We start from the raw sequence: 16,752 nt of genomic DNA, 5'->3' as shown, positions 1-16,752 counted from the left end.
TCAATTGACCCCGGCCGCCTACGCACCGACAACCGCTTCCACGCCGCGACCGCTGCCATGCGGTAGGGACTGCCTGGCGTCTCCGTCCAACAATGCGAGTTCCGCCCGCACCGCACCGGCGATCACGTCCACGTCCCCGTCGGGCAGGGACGGATAGATCGGAAGCGAGAGCGCGGATTGCATGGCCGCATCCGTCGTGGGAAAGCCTCGTCTCCGTAAGTAGTGGTGGAGCGGCCGAAACACGGGCAGTTTGCTCTCGATTCCTCGCGAACCCAATCGCCGGGCGAGGCGAGACGGGTGATCGACTCCAATGACGTAGCGGAGAAAGATGTGCCCGCGCCCCGGCGGAGCGATCGGGAGCCGAAGCGGCAGACCCTCCAGACACGCATCGTAGCGGGCGGCGAGGGCGCGCCGCCTCGCGAGAAACGCCGGAAGGCGCCGGAGCTGGCTCAGACCCAACGCGGCCGCGAAATCGGTCATCTTGTAATTGTAGTGCACAGCGAGCGCGTAGCGCCCGTCGTAGTCACGGAGATCGCGGATTCTGTTGAGCAGCACCTCGGAGTCGGCGACCACCATCCCGCCTTCTCCTGTCGCCAGCACCTTCGTCGCATAGAAAGAGCAGACGGCGACGGTCCCCATGCTTCCCGCCGGCCGCCCATCCACGCTCGCCCCAAACGCCTGTGCGCAATCCTCGATTACCGGAACGCCGAACGTGCGCAACGCCGTGACATCGGCCGGCAGCCCGAACATATGCGGCGCGATGATCGCACGTGTCCGGCGGCTGAGGCGGCGCCGCACATCCTCGGGCTCGAGACTGTAGGTATCGGGGTCGATCTCCGCCAGCCGCGGGGTCGCGCCGACGTAGTGGGCCGCCTGCAACACGGCTACACATGTGTACGACGGCATGATCACCTCGTCGCCGCGACCGACCCCGAGCGCCAGAAGGGCCAAGTGGAGGGCACTGGTCCCCGAGCTCGTCGCCACGCCGCCGCGCCGGCCCAGCGCCGCGGCGACGGCGGCCTCGAATCGGGCCACCTGCTCACCCTGAACCAACCGACCAGAACGAAGCACATCGGTTACCGCCTCGATGTCGGCCTGCTCAATCGTCGGGCGCGAATGCGGGATCACAGCACGATGCGGTGACACTCATAGGCCTCGGCCGCCTGCACGCCGATTTCCGCGCCCCGCAGGCGCGCGAGGGATTCGAGCGCTGGGAGGCTGCCGAGGTCCGGAAAGTGCCGCACCTGGGATGCGTGACAGCCCAGGGCGTCGAGTTTGAACCCTAGGTACTCGCTGATGTCGACGTAAAAATCGGGCCGGAACGGCTCGGGGCGCCACCCCAGCTGGGGGGCGTCGCTCACGAGGACGAGGTCCGCGAACGGTTTGTGTGCGCGCAAGCGCGGCCGGCAGGCGGCCAGTCCCGCTGTGAATAGGGCGACGTGGTCCTGATTGAATGAGGGTGCCGGCAGGATGACCATCGTCGGGCGCACCTTGTCGAGGGCGTAGGTCGCATCTCGCTCCAGACTGCCGATGAGATCCCGCTGGGGAACGGCATCCAACCGCAGGTGCGATTGGCTGTCGGTAAACAGGATCTCATACCCGTCGACACCGAGGAGCCGCATCGACGCCTCGAGTTCCGCCGCCCGCGTCTTCGCCGACACGCTGCGGCGGTTGCCGTTTCCGTTGTAATGTTGTAAATCGCCGACCGACGCGACGATCACGTACGCTTGGCCACCGCAGGCCTTTATCTTGGCAATCGTTCCGGCGCAGCCGTAGGCTTCGTCGTCCGCGTGGGGCGCGATCACGAGCAACCGCTGCCGCCCCCAGAATTCGCGCGCGACTCGCGCCTCGGGCTGCGGCCGGCTAAACCCGTTACGGGAAGCGGGCGAGTGTGGCTCGGCCACGCCCATCCTGCGATGGCCGTTGCCGTTCAAGAAAGAAGGGCTCTTGGCCATGATTTAAGCCGACTATAAGCCTCGGATCGCCGCACGACCCTCCATCAAGCGACGGAATTCATCGAATGAGATGGGGGGCGCCGTGACTGCTCAGACGCCCCGGAACCCATCGCATGATGGAGGAAACGCAGCGGCTGTTTTGGCTACAGTGTATTGGTACGAGCATCCGGGCGGTCGCCGAAGGGGAGGCGCCGGTATCGGCATCATCGTGCGAGGAGAGCTCGCGGCGCTCAGGGCGGGAGCCGCTGCGGCGCGGGGACGCCAGGCTGTGGCTGCCGCGTGGGTTGCGGGTGTGGCCGGCGCGCTGGCTATTCTGTACGCCCGAACTATTTGGGACCTCGTGCTGCAATGGCGCTCGGACGATAACGCGTCCCACGGGTTCCTGATCCCGTTTCTCTCAGCGTATCTTATCTGGGAGAGACGCGACCAGCTCCGGCGAGCCACCGCGCGCGTGGCCCCCGCCGCCTTCGTCTTGCTCCTGACCGGGACAGTCGTGTTCATCCTCGGGCAAGCAGCCACATTCGGATACCCGTCGCGCCTGTCGCTTGTCATTTCGCTCGCAGGACTGGTCGCTTTCCTCTACGGCCCCCAGGTGTTCCGGTTGGCGGCGTTTCCCCTCGCCTACCTGCTGTTCATGATTCCACTGCCCGTGCCGCTCCTCAATATCGTCGCCTTTCCGCTCCAACTGCTGGCGGCTCGAACGGCCACGACCGCCCTGGATCTCATGAACGTACCGGTGCTGCGCGACGGCAACATCATCGATTTGCCGACAATACGACTCGAGGTCACGGAGGCCTGCAGCGGTATCCGCTCGCTCGTGGCGCTGCTCGCCCTCGCCGCCTTCTTCGCCTACCTCAAGCGGAAGACATGGCAGGAACGCCTCGCCCTCACGCTCGCAGCCATTCCTATCGCGATTATCGCGAACGCGGCCAGGATCGCGACCACGGGGGTCTTGGTTCAACTCTTCGGTGCGCAGGCCGGTCGCGGCTTCTATCACATGTTTTCGGGCTGGGTCATCTTCCTCGTAGCATTCGGATTGCTGGCCGGAACCGAGTGCTTGCTGCCGCGGATGCGACCGGGCGGAGCGCTCTCGTGACGCGGTCCACGGCGGCGCTCGTGGCAATCGTCACACTGCTCGTGACGGCGGCCGCCGTCCGCGCCGTCGCCGAGACGCCCGAGATGGCCCTCAACGCGCCGCTCGGGCAATTCCCCATACGCATCGCCGGCTGGCAGGGATCTGATGAATTCTTCGATCCCGCGGTCGTTGCCGGCCTGCATGTGAACGACTACCTATTGCGGGAGTACTGGAATGCGGCCCGGGATAGCCTGTGGTTCTACGTGGCCTACTATGGCGCCCAGCCCGTGGATACCCGCGTCCATTCCCCGGCGGTGTGCCTGCCCGGCGCCGGTTGGGTGATCATGCATTCGGACCTGATCCCGATCGCTGTGGCGGATCCGGTGTCCGGACCGGCGGCGGCGCCGGGCGCGATCGTGGTGAACCGAATACTGATTCAGAAAGGCGACGAGAAACAATTAGTCCTGTACTGGTATCAGATTCACGGGCAGGTCGCCGCGCGCGAGATGCGGGCGATTGGCCTGCTGGCCTGGACGGCCTTCACCCGCCACGCTACAGATGAGGCGCTGGTCCGGATTAACGCGCCGATTGGCGGTTCGCTCGAGGCGACAAGCGAGCGTGAGGTCGCGTTCGTGCGAGCGATGTTCCCGACCCTGCGTCGGCTACTCCCCGGCCCGGCCGCGAACGGGGGATGAACCGTAATCCATCGCCCGCTACCGGGTCAAGCGAAATTCAATCCAGTGATGGATGGTGTTTTTATCTACTTAGGCTACACTTCTTTACAAAGGGATTTCGGGTGCAATCGGACTGGCAAGTATCCGAACGGTCGGGAGAGGATTCATGAAACTGCTGTCGTTCGGTGTTGTCGCAGGAGCGGCGCTACTCGGGCTGGGGATTCTCCTGGGCGTGAAGGCCCCTCCCGCAAACGCGGGCGCGTTCGTCGACTTCTCCTGCAGCAGCGGGAGTGCGACTACCCCCTGCGTCAGCGGAGCGATCACGGGCGTCGTGAGCAAGAGCGGAACCACCACTTACAGCTCGAGCGGGATCGCCGTCTGGAACGGTGCCCAGTTCAGCCTCGCGTCGCCGTTCGACTTCACGTTCAGTACGAACGGGACTGCGGCCGGCACCACGGCCACGATAACCGGTACGGGCGCCTGGGCCGGTTATAACTTCACCGCGACATCGTTCGGCAGTCTCAACATTATCACCAGCTCGACTGAAACGACCATCGTGATGGCGAACAGCACGTGGGTGCTATCGCCACTTGCGGCAACAAAGTTTAACGGCGGGCAGGCCATCGACACCGGATCGGTCGGTTTCCCGACGATCAAGGTACTGGTCGGCACCAGCGTAGCCAACAGCGTGGATGTGGGGCTCGCGGTCACTCCGGAACCCAGTGCCTTGGTGCTATTCGGACCCGGGGCCCTAGGCCTGTTGGGCCTTGTCGTGCAGCGGCGCCGGTGGCACGCGGCCTAGCGTAGGGCTCAGTCGAGAAGACACCCGACCCTCGCCGGAAGCGGCGAGGGTCGGGTCTTTTTGTGGGGGAAGAACTGCCCGAGTCATGCGGGCGGTTCAACCAGACGATGGATGCTTGTCATAGACCGGGGGCGCTACTGTTAGTTTTGGAAACGGTTCCCAAATTCTCGTTCGGAGGGGATGACAGACCGTGTCACGCCTCATGCGTAGGCGAATCGCGCTCGTGCTCGTCGGCGCGCTTGTCGTCGCGGCGGCGTTTGGATTGCGTCAGTGGGAGAGCCCGGACGCGCGGGCCTCGCGGTTCCTGGCCAGGGGTACCCGTGCCCTTGCCGCTGAGCAGTACCGGGAGGCGATCCTGGAGCTGCGCGGTCTCATCCTGCTTCGACCACGATCCGCCGCCGGTTTTTACAGGCTCGGCGTCGCGTACCTGAAGACCGGCGACGCCGGATCGGCCGCGCTCGCGCTCGCCAAGAGCCTGCAAATCGACCCGAGCAATCTCGACGCGCATGTTCAACTGGGAACCGCACTTCTCGCGTTGGAGCGGCCGCAAGACGCGGAGACCCAGGCCCGCGCGGTCTTGACCAAGAACGCGGATGACGGTGCCGCCCACCTACTCCTGGCCCAAAGCTTCGCCGCGGAGGGGCGCCTCGCCGACGGACTTCGCGAAACCGAGGAGGCCGTCGCCGCGACTCCACGACCCGCCGGGGCCTATGCGGTTCTGGGAGCGCTCAGGGAGAGCATGGGAGACCTCGACGGGGCAGAACAGGCCTTCCGTCAAGGTGTTGCGGCGACTCCGACAAGTCCAGACGCGAGCATTGCGCTCGCCAAGTTCCAGGCCCGTCACGGTCACTGGAGCGACGCGGAACGGACACTCCTTAGCGCGTCCGCGACCATGCCCAAGCAGGCGGCGCTCCTGATCGCGCTTGGGGATCTCAACGCCGCCCGAGCGAAACCCGACGACGCGCTCGCAGCCTACCGCAAGGCAGAGGCTCTCAAGTTCGGCGGAGATGCCGCCGGCGTGAAGATCGCGACGCTCCTGATGGGACAGGCTCGATGGACCGAGGCCAAGGCTGAGGTGGCGCAACTTCTGGCGCGCGATCCTCAGGACCCGACGGCCCACCTGCTCGCCGGACAACAGTTCTTGACCGACGGAGATCCGACAGCCGCCGTCAAGGAGTTCCAGTTCGTGTTGTCGGTCCAACCCGGATTAGCCGTGCCGCGGCTGCTTCTCGGTCGCGCCTACCTTGCCGAGCACGACGGTAAGCAGGCGCGGGAGCAGTTCGTCCGCGCGACTGAACTGGACCCCGCGGCCCTGCCTCCACGCCTCGCGTTGGCGCAACTCGACGTCCAGGAGGGCCACCCCGAAGCTGCAGCCGCGGAACTGCGCGCGATGGAATCGGTGGCGCCGAACAGCCCGGTGGTTCACGCGACGATCGGCGACTTTCTAGTGAGCCAGCGGCACTACGCAGAGGCGATTGATCAATACCGCCGGGTGGTCACCGCCGTGCCGCACGATATCCCGATGCTGCTCCGGCTGGGCGCCGCGTACCGGCTGGCCGGGCGTCCGGAGGACGCGATTCGCGAGTTCGAGACCGCGCTTGCCCAGCAGCCCGACTCGGTTCCGGCGCTCACCGCCGAAGCGCAAACCTACATCGACACCAAGCGGGGAAGCCTCGCGCTCCAGCGCGTGCAGGCACAGATCGCGCGCACCCCCAAGACCGGCGCGTTCTACGCGCTGCTCGGATCCATCTATCAGGCCGCGGGAGACCGGACGCGCGCCGAAGACGCGTACTTTCAGGCGATCGCGGTCGATCCCAACACGCTGTCGGCCTATGTGATGCTCGGGACCATGTACGCGCAGGACAAGTCCTACTCGATGGCGACCGCCAAGTTCCGGGAAGCGGTCCGGGTGAATCCGCAGTACGCGCCCGGATACATGATGCTCGGCATGATCGCCGACCGGCAGGGCGATACCGCCAAGGCCCGCACCGACTATGAGGAGGCGCTCCGAATCAACCCGCAGCTGGCGCCGGCGCAGAATAACCTGGCTTGGTCCTACGCGCAGGACGGCGCCGACCTCGACAAGGCGCTGCGACTGGCGCTCGCGGCACATTCGGCAGTGCCGGATTCTCCGGAAATCACCGACACTCTCGGCTGGGTCTACTACAAGAAAGGGATGATGGGCCAAGCCCTCCCGCTTCTGCAGGCCGGCGTACGGAGCAGGCCGGATAGCGCGCTCGTCCACTACCATCTGGGCGCGGCGTACTATCGTACCGGCAATCTTGCGCAGGCCAGGCGGGAGTTGCGCACGGCGCTCGGGATTGGGGGAAGCTTCCCCGGAGCCGACGACGCGCGCCACCTGCTCAAAGCATCAGCGGACCAGAGCGGAGGATAAGACTGCCGGGCATCCCCACGCGCGAACGCGACACAATCCCGAGGAGGCTCATGATGAACCAGCCGGACGGTCAAGGGTACATTACCGTCTCCTTACCCCGGCCCCTCGTAGAGCGGATCGAGGCCCGCATTCGAGGGACCGGGTTTGCGTCGCCGGCCGCGTACGTTGAGTATGTGTTGGGGGAAGTGCTCTCGGACGATCCCAACCCCGGCGACGGGTTTAGCCCCGAAGACGAGGAGGCGCTCAAAGAGAAGCTCCGCGCCCTCGGATACCTGGGCTGATCCCACGATGAAAGCACTCGTGCTGGGTCTCGATTGCGCCGCCCCCGCCCTATTGTTCGACCGCTATGCGGACGACTTGCCGGTGCTCTCGGCGCTCCGCCGCCGGGGCGCATGGGGCGCCATGCAGAGCTGCGATCCGCCGATCACCGTGCCGGCTTGGACGGTCATGGCATCGAGCCAGGATCCCGGGCGGCTGGGCATCTACGGGTTCCGCCATCGGAAGCCATCCACTTACACCGAAGGATACACGGTCTCGTCCACCTCGATCACGGTCCCGCGGATCTGGGACTACCTTGGACAGCGGGGAAAGAATGTCATCGTGGTCGGCGTGCCGCCGTCATATCCGCCGCGGCCGGTCCGGGGTTGCCTCGTGTCGTGTTTCATGACGCCCGACGGCCGGCCGTGGACGTACCCGGCCTCGCTCGGCGAGGAGCTCCGCGGGTTGGTGGGTCGCTACAAAGCGGACGTGTTGTTCCGCAAGGACGACCGCGATCGGGTGCTGGCGGAGACCGTGGACATGACCGAGCAGCACTTTGCAATCCTCAAGCAGCTTCTCAAGACCAAGCCGTGGGACCTCGCGTGGTTCGTCGAGATCGGGCTGGATCGCATTCACCACGCGTTCTGGAAATTCTTCGACCCCACCCATCCGGGCTATGTGCCCGGCAATAAGTACGAGCGCGTGGGGCTCGAATACTATCGACTGCTAGATTCTCGCATCGGCGAAATCTTGTCCCTGCTGAACGACCAAACGGCTGTGCTGGTGATCTCCGACCACGGCGCCAAAGCGATGCGCGGCGCCTTCTGCGTCAACCAGTGGCTCGCCCGTGAAGGGCATCTGGCGTTTCACGAGGAGCCGAGCACTCCGATACCTCTCGAGCAGGCGCCGATCGACTGGTCCCGCACCCGCGCGTGGGGGTGGGGCGGATACTACGCGCGGATCTTTCTCAACGTCCGCGGTCGCGAGCCGTCGGGAGTGATCGCCTCCGAGGACTATGAGCGCGAGCGCGATCGCCTGGCCGCCTCTCTCGCCGCCGTTTGCGACCCATCGGGGCGTGTGATGGACACCCGGGTGTTCAAGCCCGAGCGGTTGTACCCCGTGCGGCGTGGCGATCCGCCGGATCTCCTCGTGTATTTCGACGATCTGTCGTGGCGGTCGGCCGGCACCGTCGGTCATCCGGATATGTACTTGAGCGAAAACGACACCGGCCCGGACGATGCCGTGCACGACTACGACGGGATCTTCATCCTGCACGACCCCCGCCGGGCGTCCGGCGGCCACGGGCGCCTGGACATCCTGGACGTCGCGCCGACGGTGCTGACGCTGATGGACGAACCGGTCCCTCCGGCGATGCAGGGACGCCCCTCGGAGGTGGTCGGGTAATGAACGGATGCGCGATCTGGCTGACCGGGATTCCAGCGTCGGGCAAGACGACGCTGGCCGGGTTGCTCGCCGAGCGTCTCAGACGTGCCGGGGCGCGCGTTGAGATCCTCGACGGAGACGAGATCCGCAAGGGACTGAGCAGAGACCTGGGTTTCTCCAAGGCAGACCGGGAGGAGCACAACCGGCGAGTGATCTTCGTGGCGAAACTTCTCGCGCGCAACGGGGTGGTCACGATCATTCCTCTCATCTCGCCGTATCGCGCGGTCCGCGCCGAAGCGCGCCGTGAGATTCCCGCATTCGTCGAGGTGTGGGTGCGGTGCAGCCTGAGCGAGGCGATCCGGCGCGACCCGAAAGGCCTGTACCGAAAGGCGCTCGCCGGAGAAATCACGGACCTCACGGGTTTGCAGGACACGTATGAGGCGCCGGAGGCGCCTGACCTGATCGTCGACACAGACCAAATATCGCCCGAAGAGGCGGCGACCCGCATCCTCGACGCTGCCGCGGAGAGAGAGTTTGTCCCGCGGGAGGCCCTCGCCTTCTCCTGACGCGCGGCGCCCCCCGCCTTCCCGCGCCTAGAAATCCCGCACAACCTCGCACCCCCATCGCGATGTCTTGTACCTGCTCAAGTTGGGCACAAGATCACGCGCGCACAACTACCGTGGCGACCGGCGCGCCAAGCCGGCGGAAGCCGGCGACGCGGGTCGCTTGAGGGTGGAACGATGGAATCTACCAAGACGCTACACAAACGCGGCCGCATGGGCCGCGTCGCAGCGATCGCCGCGGCCGCGGGCATGGCGGTCGTGCTCGGTGGCGGCGGCGCCGCCGTCTCGCCCGCGACCCTCCCCGCACTGACGCTACAGACATCCTACCGAACGGCCCAGGGCAACGCGGGGCATGTCGCGTGGAGCGACGACGGCACGACGCTGTTTCTCGCCAATGAGGAGGGCGTCATGCCGGCGGTGAAGATCGACGCCACCAATCCGTCCGCGCCGAGCATCGTCGCGACGGCAAAACCCGAGAACTTCTTGTACGCCGACGCGCAACGCAACGGCCTCCTGGTGTTCCAACCGTCGCTGGGAAGCGCCACGGTGGCCCTCGATCCCGCCACATTCGCGATCCGTTGGGGGACCAACGTGGGCGCAAGCCACGCGATCGCCACGGACGGGACCCACGTGTTTGTCCCCGTCGAGGGCAAACCCGGTTCGCTGGTCATGCTCTCGTCAACAGGGACGGTGATGGACCGCGTCTCCGTGCCCGATGGCTTGAGCCGAGTTTATGCGATGACATACGACCCGGCCACACGGCATCTGTACGTCGGGAGCGCCGCGGACGCATCGAAAGGCATTCCGGGTGGGATCTACATCTACGTCGCGCAAGGGGGAGGACCGGCGTACCTCGGACGCATCGCCCAACCAGCCTGGAACATTGCCGCATCCGGGGCGCGCCTCTGGACCGCGGTTGGCGCCACGCTTCAGGCCTGGAACGTCGGCGCCCCGGGCTCGCCGACATTGATCGGGTCCTGGACGGGCGCCCCGGTCACGCTCCCCGTAAGCCTCGTCAACCAGAGGGGCGTCACCGTGATACCGCAACTCGGCGGCGTGGCCGTAAACGCAGCGGGCACGCGATTGTACGTGGACTATCAGTCTGTGGACGCCGTGACCCGTCGCGTCAACCCGCTGGGCGGCGCGGGGTTCATGATCTTCGACGTGAGCAAGAGCACTCCGGTGGCACTGACGAACCAAGGATTGAGCGTGCAGGCGTTCAACGGCGACATGCGGCCGTATTGGGAATCGCCGTCCGCGCTTGCCCTGTCCCCGGACGGCCGGACGCTGGCCGTCGCGTATTGGGAATTCGGCGTTGCCTTGTACAACGTCGCCAGCGACGCGACGACCGCGCTTGGGCGCGTCGCGACGGCGGGAGAATCGCACGACGTCTACGTCGATTCCGGCGGCGTCGTGTACGATTTCGATAATGACGTCATCCAGGCGTTCAATCCGGCGACTCGAACGTTCATGAGCTCCACGCCCTTTGCGACGCAAGTAGACGGCGGGTGGAAGCCCTTTCGCGATGGTCGCGTCGTGCTGCCGGGGGCGCATCCCGTGGTTGCCGGCTTCCAAAAAGGGACCATTAGCTTCTGGCAGCCGCTGCCCAGCATCGGCATCACATGGGACGATGTCTTCGATGGCACCTACCTGTACTCCGGCGGCGACACCGGCACCATTACAGTCAGCAAGATCGGAGTGACAACGGCGGGGACGTACACGGCGACGGTCGTCGGCTCGGTCCGTGTGCCGCGGGCCGACGGTACCTACGGCAGCGCGCCGCTCAACGCCCTCGCGCTCCGGGGCACGGCGGTCTGGGCGCTCGGCCAAAACGTTGGCGTCGTCGCCGTCGATGTCAGTACGCCTACCGCGCCGAGACTGCTCTACCGCGACGCGTTCACGTTCAACACCAACGGAACCCACGACGGGCTCGTCGTCGCCCAGAATCGGATCTACGCCGGCGTGGGCGCATCCGGCCTCCTCATTTATGATCCGGCGAAGCTGGTACGGACCGGAAGTCTTGCGGGACTGAACGTGAATTTTCTGGACATCCTCAATCAGCAGAGCATCAACCCTAAAGTATATCTCGTCGTCTCAAACTACTGGTACGCGAAGTCACCTGACGGAACCTACGTCTATGATATCACCGGCAATCCCGACGTACCGGTCCTCACGGCGTGGTTCCCACAACCGCAGGGAGGCGCCAACTTCCGTGCGAGAAGCATTTCTGGGGCGATTTACCGAGCACCGTTGTATGGAATAGATGTCCTGGCACCACCCTAACTATTCAGGCATATTAGAGACCGGCCAATCCTGCCGCCGGACCACGAACCGGGGCGGGGCGCAGGATGCGCTCGAGATGCCCGAACCGCTTCCGCACGGCGAGCTCATGGAGAAACGCCCGGCGGGCATCGCCCGCGGCGCAGAATGCCAGCGTCTTGATACAATCCTTGCCGAGAATCGACCCTTCGTGCAGGAATCGAGGCGCGGCGAACTGCCGGCCGCTTTGAACCGCACGGAATCCCGCAGTCGCGCCCTCGGCGTATGCCCGATTCCGGAACCACCTCTTGGTCATACGGGCGCGCGGCACGATATGGAAGATGACGGCCTGCCCGCAATAGTAGACGCCGCGCCCCGAGTGCAGCACACGGGCGACAAATTCCACGTCCTCGTCGCCGTACAGTGACGCTCCGCATCGTCCCAGCCGCGTGTCGAAGGGACCGAGTACTGAGAACGCTTCGCGGCGTACGGAGAGATTTGCGCCGATAATTGTGGGAACATCGAGCCTGACTGTCTCTTCTCCGAGATCAAGGCGACTCAGGTACGCTGCGAGAAGCGACGAGGTTTCGTCAAACCACGCGGGGTGCGGCCCCGGGAACTGCAAGCGCACCCGGCCACCGATACACCAGGCGTCCGGGTGCGCTTCGTAGGCGTCGACAAGTCGCTGCAGCCAGCACGAGTCGGCAAGAACGTCGTCGTCGACGAAGGCGATGACGTCGCCGCGCGCGGCCGCGATCCCGGCGTTTCTCGCCGCCGAGAGACCCTGCCGGCCCTCGAACACATAACGGACCACGCCGCGGGAGTCACCGCTCAACCCTTCCACTACCGCCCGGGTGTCGTCGGAGGAGCGGTTATCGACGACAACGATCTCGAACGGCACGGTCGCAACCTGCGCCACCAGGGTTTCCACCGCCGTCCGAAGCTCCCGCGCACGATTGTACGTCGGGACCACGATTGTATACACCACTTGACTCCTCGGCGAGCCTCTATGCGGCGCGCGCGCCGGCGCGCCGCATGACGCGTTCCACCACGCCCCTGAGCGTGTCCGCCACAAAGGGGCCAACAACACCGCGCGCGACGAGCCAGACGAGCACTTTTCGGCGCAGCTTCGCGGGGTCCAGCACGATCGCCGCCGCCGCCGCGTAGCCTCCCGCGCGATGGTCCGGCTCGAACTCCCAGCCCAACGACAAGGACGGTGCCACTGCCGCCCACAGATCCGATCCAAACTGCTTTGTCCACACGCGGTCGTGTCGGTCGAGCCGCCCCAAGGCGGCACGGATCTCCTGCAAGAACCCTCGAATACCGGCGACCGGCGATCTCGAAGACCTCGCCAGGATCATGCCCATGCTCACAAGCAGCATGCGGGCCCAGGCGTGTCGTATGATCCAGGGGTACGTGCCAACCGCATCACGAAGGCACGCGCGCATTTGCCTATAGTCGCCGGCGGCGGCCAAGTCCCGAGCTACCTGCAACGATCCGCGCGCCCGCGCTTCCTCGTTGCCCGTCACGGATACTCCATCCACGTTGGCGCGCATGGCGGCGTCATATTCGACGGTGAAGCGCGGCGGTATGAAGGCGGCCGCGTCGTGATCCAGGGCTTGCGCCACAATACGAGGCTGAGGGCGACCTTGGATCTCGTCAAGACGCCGCTCGAGGTCGCGTGCGACGTCGTTGGGCGAAGCCTCCTGTCCGAGTGCCCGAGCCGCGATGTCACGCCCCAGCACATTGACCTGTTCGAAGGGATCGGAGCTCAAGTCGAAGAGCGCCCGGCGTTGGAAATGCATGTGTCGCAACTCCCGGACCAGGGCCTCCCGGCCGACCCCATTCGCAAGGGTGGCCAACACCGCCCTCATCTCGGTCGGGTCTTCGACGTGCCCCAGCAACTTGCGAACCGCCACCCGGGCGAATTCACCCTCCGGGAGAATCATCTCATCGTCGGTGAGATCACTCCCCGTTTCCGTGTACTTGTAGCGTGGCGTCCTCACGCAGGCCTGAAAGAGAAAATCGTCGCCGTTCCTGAGAGCCTGCCCCGCGCTGGTGTTCTGCCACCAGTGCACGTCGAGGGCGTTCCAGTCATGGTACCAGACCTCGCTGTACGCCTCCGCCCGCGCCTCTTGCGCGCGCCCTTCGAGGAGATCCCGTAGACTCACCCCGTCACAGGGACCCCACGCGCGCATCCCGGCATAGTTGAAGATCGTCGGCATGAGATCCACGAGACTCACTTGGGCATTGACGACCCGTCCCGACGGAACGCGGCCGGGGCAGCGGACAATTAGGGGGACGCGAATAAGCTCCTCGATCACCGCCTCTCCATGCTCAAACCGCATGGGCGGGCGGCGGTTCGCCCGTTTGGCCGAAGGGAGCGGCGCCTCTCCGTGATCGGCCATCACGATCAGCAGAGCCTCGTCGAGCAGATCGAGACCCCGCAGCCGCCCCAGGAACGCTCGAAACCTGCCCTGGTCGAATCTCGCGACGCCCCTCATATATCTCGGGAACATCACCGCATCGGCAACGCCGCGCTCTTCGCACGATTTCCTGACCAGCTGAGCAAGATCGGTCAGCTCCGCCCGGCTGTGCCTGTCATGGACCACCGGCGAGAACCCGAGCGCTTCCGCGCACCGCAGTTCCTCATCGTACGCGTCTTCGTTGTCACCGGGCTGTACGGGGCACGCGGAGTAATTGTACGGGAAGTGAACGTCGCCGAAATGCACGAAGACAAAGAGATGCTGATCGCGGCGGGTTCGCATGAGTTCGAGCAAGGCCTGATCGTCGGAGGCGATTACCTGTTCGAACCCGCGCGTGAGCCCGGTGAACCGGAAGAGTTCGTGGAAATCGATCGCGGCGATCGTGCGATAGCCGACCCCGCGCAGGGTCTTCGCGACCGTGCGGACCGACGGAGACAATGAATCTCGCAGAAACGCACGCACGCCGTGACGCGGCGGGTAGCACCCCGTGAAAACGCTGGCGTGGGAGGCGGTTGTGTACGGCGCCGCGGAAACGGCCTGCCGGAACCGCACCCCCTCTGCGGCCAAGGCGTCAAGGACCGGCGTATTGCGCATCTGTTCGACGCCGTAACGCCGCAAATAGCGGACGTCATCTTCGCACCCGATGGCATCGAAGCGAAGCGAGTCGATCGATATCAGAATGATGTGTTTGATCACCGCGTAACCCTCGTCTACGGGGCCTGCAGGATGTCCACGCCGTAGAGCGGCACCCGGTACACCCGGTCGCCGAACACGCGCGCGCGAAAGTTTGCATTGCCCTGTGGCTTAGGAAATCGGTCCGCGAAAACGGGACGGTCCGGGTTTGCACGGAGGTCGTACAGGTAGACGCCCTCGGGCTGCTGCGGGTACCAGTAGTTGGCCACGACCAGGTAGTCGTTGCGGATCACGTCGAGAAAGTTGACGTTCATGCCCTCGATGGACCCCGTCCGCTTGAAGGTCTGCGGATCGTAGATCAGCACGCCGTGGTCGCCCGCCCCCGCGTAGACCCGGCCGTGTGCGACGACCAGCCCGACGTGATTGCCGTTCTCCTTGAACGTGAAGGGATCCTGAAACACCCGCTGCGGCGACTCCGGGCGGCTGACGTCGAACGCCGCGACCCCGATCGTCGGCCCGAGCGCCCAGATGACGTCGCCGGCCTTGGCCAGTGCAAGCAGCTGTGAAGCCCCTCTCGGCTGTCCATCGGCCCGCGGGACGGTCGCGCGGCCGACCACCCGCGTGGTGTACTGGCCGTCCCCGGCCGAGGTGACGCGCGAGACGATCAGCATGCCGTCCTCCCCGCCGCTAAACAGAAACGGGTCCTCGAACACATTGTCCCAGATGTATGTCGGCACGCGCCGCACGACGTCCACCGCGGCGACCTTGGCATCGCGCAGCGTCAGAATGAGCGGCGGTCCTCCGCGGACAATGACCACGCCGTCCCCGAACGGACGCCACTGGCCGTCCCCGCCGCCCCTGAGTGGGACGTCGTCGAGATGCTCGCCCGACTGCGGGTCGATGATCTGAACGTCGTCGTTGGCGAAGACGTACATGATGCCCCGTGAATCGACGTACACATCGTGCGCCTCACCGGTCGTCGCCTGCCTCCCAAGCGAGACGATCGAATCCCGCGCCACCCCGAACAGCCGCACGCCGTACCGCCAGTACGAGACCGCGAGCGTGCTTCCGCCCGGGGACAACGCCACGGCCAGCGGCATCATGTAATAGGGACCATCATACTGCCACGCCTCGCTGGTGATCAGCGCGGGCGTGCTCCCGCTGACGTCGAAGATCAGAAAGCCCGCGGGCGCATCGGGAAACACTTGGGCGCCGGACCCTGGCGCGCCGCGCCCCACCCTCGCGGACACCGAGGTGTAGGCCGCGTACAACCGGGTCCCTGTGGCGTTCACCGCCACCGCGCCGGGCACCATCAGGATGGGCGCGCCGCCGGGGCCGCGGTCGACCTGCGCTTCCCAGGACCCCACCTGCTGCGGATGCTGCGCGTTGGCGACGTTCCAGACTTCCAGCACATCGCCGCGGGAGATCCATACCCGAGGCCCGTGCACGGCAACCTCTCCGGCCGTTCCCGGAATGCGGCCCCGGAACGCGGGCGCGGCGCCGCCCACCTCGTAGATGTAGATGCCCGCGGTGGAGGCGGTATCGTCCTTCGGATCCCGCGTGACCGAGATGTACAGCCGCTTCGTGGCGGCGTCGTACACTGCGCCGTACACGCCGGGCCAGGCGTTCGGGGCGGCCACGCGGCTGAGTTCCTTCCCGTCGGTCCCCAGCACCACGAGCGCGCCGAGGTTACCCTCCAGCGGCTGGAAGATGCGGGTTCCGTCGGTTGCGATCGCGTGGCTGTGGCCCAACTTGATGTTCCATAGCGACGCGAACGTGCGGGGGTCGAGCCGGAGGGTCCCTTCGTTTACCGACGAGTGAAAGACCAGCACACCATTCCGCTGATCGGCGGCCCACAGGAAATTGCCGGCGTCGTTCGTGGCCGCGATGCGCGGCTTCATCGGATTCGACGTGTCGATTTTCACGGCGGACATCCGGCCCTCTTCATTGGCTAGGAACAGCGTCTTGCCGTCGTCGCTCCAGACCAGATGCGCCGCGTTGCCGTGCCACGTCAGCACGGTCTTCACGAACTGCAGCTTCGGCTCGCCCGGACCCGCGGAGGGAGCGCCCCGCACAACCGAGCCCGTCCATGCGATCCCGATCACGGCAGCCGCGGCGAGCGCCGCGCGCCGCGCCACTGCATTCCGCATTCGCCGCATCACGCGGTCACCGCCCGACTTTCGGCTCGGCATCGCTTGAGCGCCGCGAGGCTCCCCGGCCCCTCGTTGAACAACAAGTCTACGATCGCGAGATCCGATATGAATCCGGC

At 65.7% G+C, this 16,752-nt stretch carries 13 protein-coding genes; 8 read left to right on the top strand and 5 right to left on the bottom strand.

Annotated elements, in window-relative coordinates; translation table 11 throughout:
- Positions 1-18: 18 nt before the first annotated feature.
- A complete protein-coding gene (locus VKT83_10835) occupies positions 19-1,128 on the bottom strand; it encodes a DegT/DnrJ/EryC1/StrS family aminotransferase (GenBank protein HLY22951.1) in 1,110 nt (369 codons plus the stop codon).
- The gene (locus VKT83_10830) at positions 1,125-1,955 is read right to left on the bottom strand and encodes a PIG-L deacetylase family protein (GenBank protein ID HLY22950.1); all 831 of its coding nucleotides are present in this window, start codon (positions 1,953-1,955) and stop codon (positions 1,125-1,127) included. Before VKT83_10830 ends, VKT83_10835 begins: the two co-directional genes overlap by 4 nt.
- A 268-nt stretch (positions 1,956-2,223) precedes the next feature.
- On the opposite strand from VKT83_10830, the gene xrtA reads away from it, so the two are divergent.
- From xrtA to VKT83_10790, 8 genes are all read left to right on the top strand, one after another.
- Positions 2,224-3,051: an exosortase A gene (gene xrtA / locus VKT83_10825; GenBank protein HLY22949.1), complete on the top strand. Its 828-nt coding sequence runs from the start codon at positions 2,224-2,226 to the stop codon at positions 3,049-3,051.
- The gene (locus VKT83_10820; GenBank protein ID HLY22948.1) at positions 3,048-3,725 is read left to right on the top strand and encodes an EpsI family protein; all 678 of its coding nucleotides are present in this window, start codon (positions 3,048-3,050) and stop codon (positions 3,723-3,725) included. Before xrtA ends, VKT83_10820 begins: the two co-directional genes overlap by 4 nt.
- 145 nt (positions 3,726-3,870) lie before the next feature.
- A complete protein-coding gene (locus tag VKT83_10815; GenBank protein ID HLY22947.1) occupies positions 3,871-4,506 on the top strand; it encodes a hypothetical protein in 636 nt (211 codons plus the stop codon).
- Positions 4,507-4,696: 190 nt separating this feature from the next.
- The gene (locus VKT83_10810) at positions 4,697-6,901 is read left to right on the top strand and encodes a tetratricopeptide repeat protein (GenBank protein HLY22946.1); all 2,205 of its coding nucleotides are present in this window, start codon (positions 4,697-4,699) and stop codon (positions 6,899-6,901) included.
- Positions 6,902-6,951: 50 nt separating this feature from the next.
- On the top strand, positions 6,952-7,182 hold the full coding sequence (locus VKT83_10805) for a CopG family transcriptional regulator (protein ID HLY22945.1): 231 nt from the start codon (positions 6,952-6,954) through the stop codon (positions 7,180-7,182).
- Between the two features lie 7 nt (positions 7,183-7,189).
- On the top strand, positions 7,190-8,563 hold the full coding sequence (locus VKT83_10800; GenBank protein ID HLY22944.1) for an alkaline phosphatase family protein: 1,374 nt from the start codon (positions 7,190-7,192) through the stop codon (positions 8,561-8,563).
- Positions 8,563-9,108, top strand: a complete 546-nt coding sequence (gene cysC / locus VKT83_10795) for an adenylyl-sulfate kinase (GenBank protein HLY22943.1) — start codon at positions 8,563-8,565, stop codon at positions 9,106-9,108. The genes VKT83_10800 and cysC overlap by 1 nt, the downstream gene beginning before the upstream one ends.
- 174 nt (positions 9,109-9,282) lie before the next feature.
- The gene (locus VKT83_10790; GenBank protein ID HLY22942.1) at positions 9,283-11,388 is read left to right on the top strand and encodes a hypothetical protein; all 2,106 of its coding nucleotides are present in this window, start codon (positions 9,283-9,285) and stop codon (positions 11,386-11,388) included.
- A 13-nt stretch (positions 11,389-11,401) separates the two neighbouring features.
- On the opposite strand, the gene VKT83_10785 is transcribed toward VKT83_10790, so the two are convergent.
- The 3 genes from VKT83_10785 to VKT83_10775 are packed head-to-tail and all read right to left on the bottom strand — an operon-like array spanning position 11,402 to position 16,621.
- A complete protein-coding gene (locus VKT83_10785; protein ID HLY22941.1) occupies positions 11,402-12,337 on the bottom strand; it encodes a glycosyltransferase in 936 nt (311 codons plus the stop codon).
- Positions 12,338-12,371: 34 nt separating this feature from the next.
- Positions 12,372-14,546 carry a sulfatase-like hydrolase/transferase gene (locus tag VKT83_10780; protein HLY22940.1) on the bottom strand — a complete coding sequence of 725 codons (2,175 nt, stop codon included), beginning with the start codon at positions 14,544-14,546 and terminating at the stop codon, positions 12,372-12,374.
- Between the two features lie 14 nt (positions 14,547-14,560).
- Positions 14,561-16,621, bottom strand: coding sequence for a hypothetical protein (locus tag VKT83_10775; GenBank protein ID HLY22939.1), 2,061 nt, complete (start codon positions 16,619-16,621; stop codon positions 14,561-14,563).
- Positions 16,622-16,752 lie beyond the last annotated feature (131 nt).

This window comes from bacterium (genome assembly GCA_035308905.1).
In the GTDB taxonomy this organism is placed as follows: domain Bacteria; phylum Sysuimicrobiota; class Sysuimicrobiia; order Sysuimicrobiales; family Segetimicrobiaceae; genus DASSJF01.
The sequence above is the reverse complement of the archived record's forward strand: the minus strand, read 5'-3'. Positions and strand labels throughout refer to the sequence as shown.

Bases quoted from the DNA above. Each gene is read 5' to 3' on its own strand.
- VKT83_10830 (HLY22950.1), bottom strand. From the start codon at position 1,955: ATGGCCAAGAGCCCTTCTTTCTTGAACGGCAACGGCCATCGCAGGATG.
- VKT83_10815 (HLY22947.1), top strand. From the start codon at position 3,871: ATGAAACTGCTGTCGTTCGGTGTTGTCGCAGGAGCGGCGCTACTCGGG.
- VKT83_10805 (HLY22945.1), top strand. From the start codon at position 6,952: ATGATGAACCAGCCGGACGGTCAAGGGTACATTACCGTCTCCTTACCC.
- VKT83_10800 (HLY22944.1), top strand. From the start codon at position 7,190: ATGAAAGCACTCGTGCTGGGTCTCGATTGCGCCGCCCCCGCCCTATTG.
- cysC (HLY22943.1), top strand. From the start codon at position 8,563: ATGAACGGATGCGCGATCTGGCTGACCGGGATTCCAGCGTCGGGCAAG.
- VKT83_10790 (HLY22942.1), top strand. From the start codon at position 9,283: ATGGAATCTACCAAGACGCTACACAAACGCGGCCGCATGGGCCGCGTC.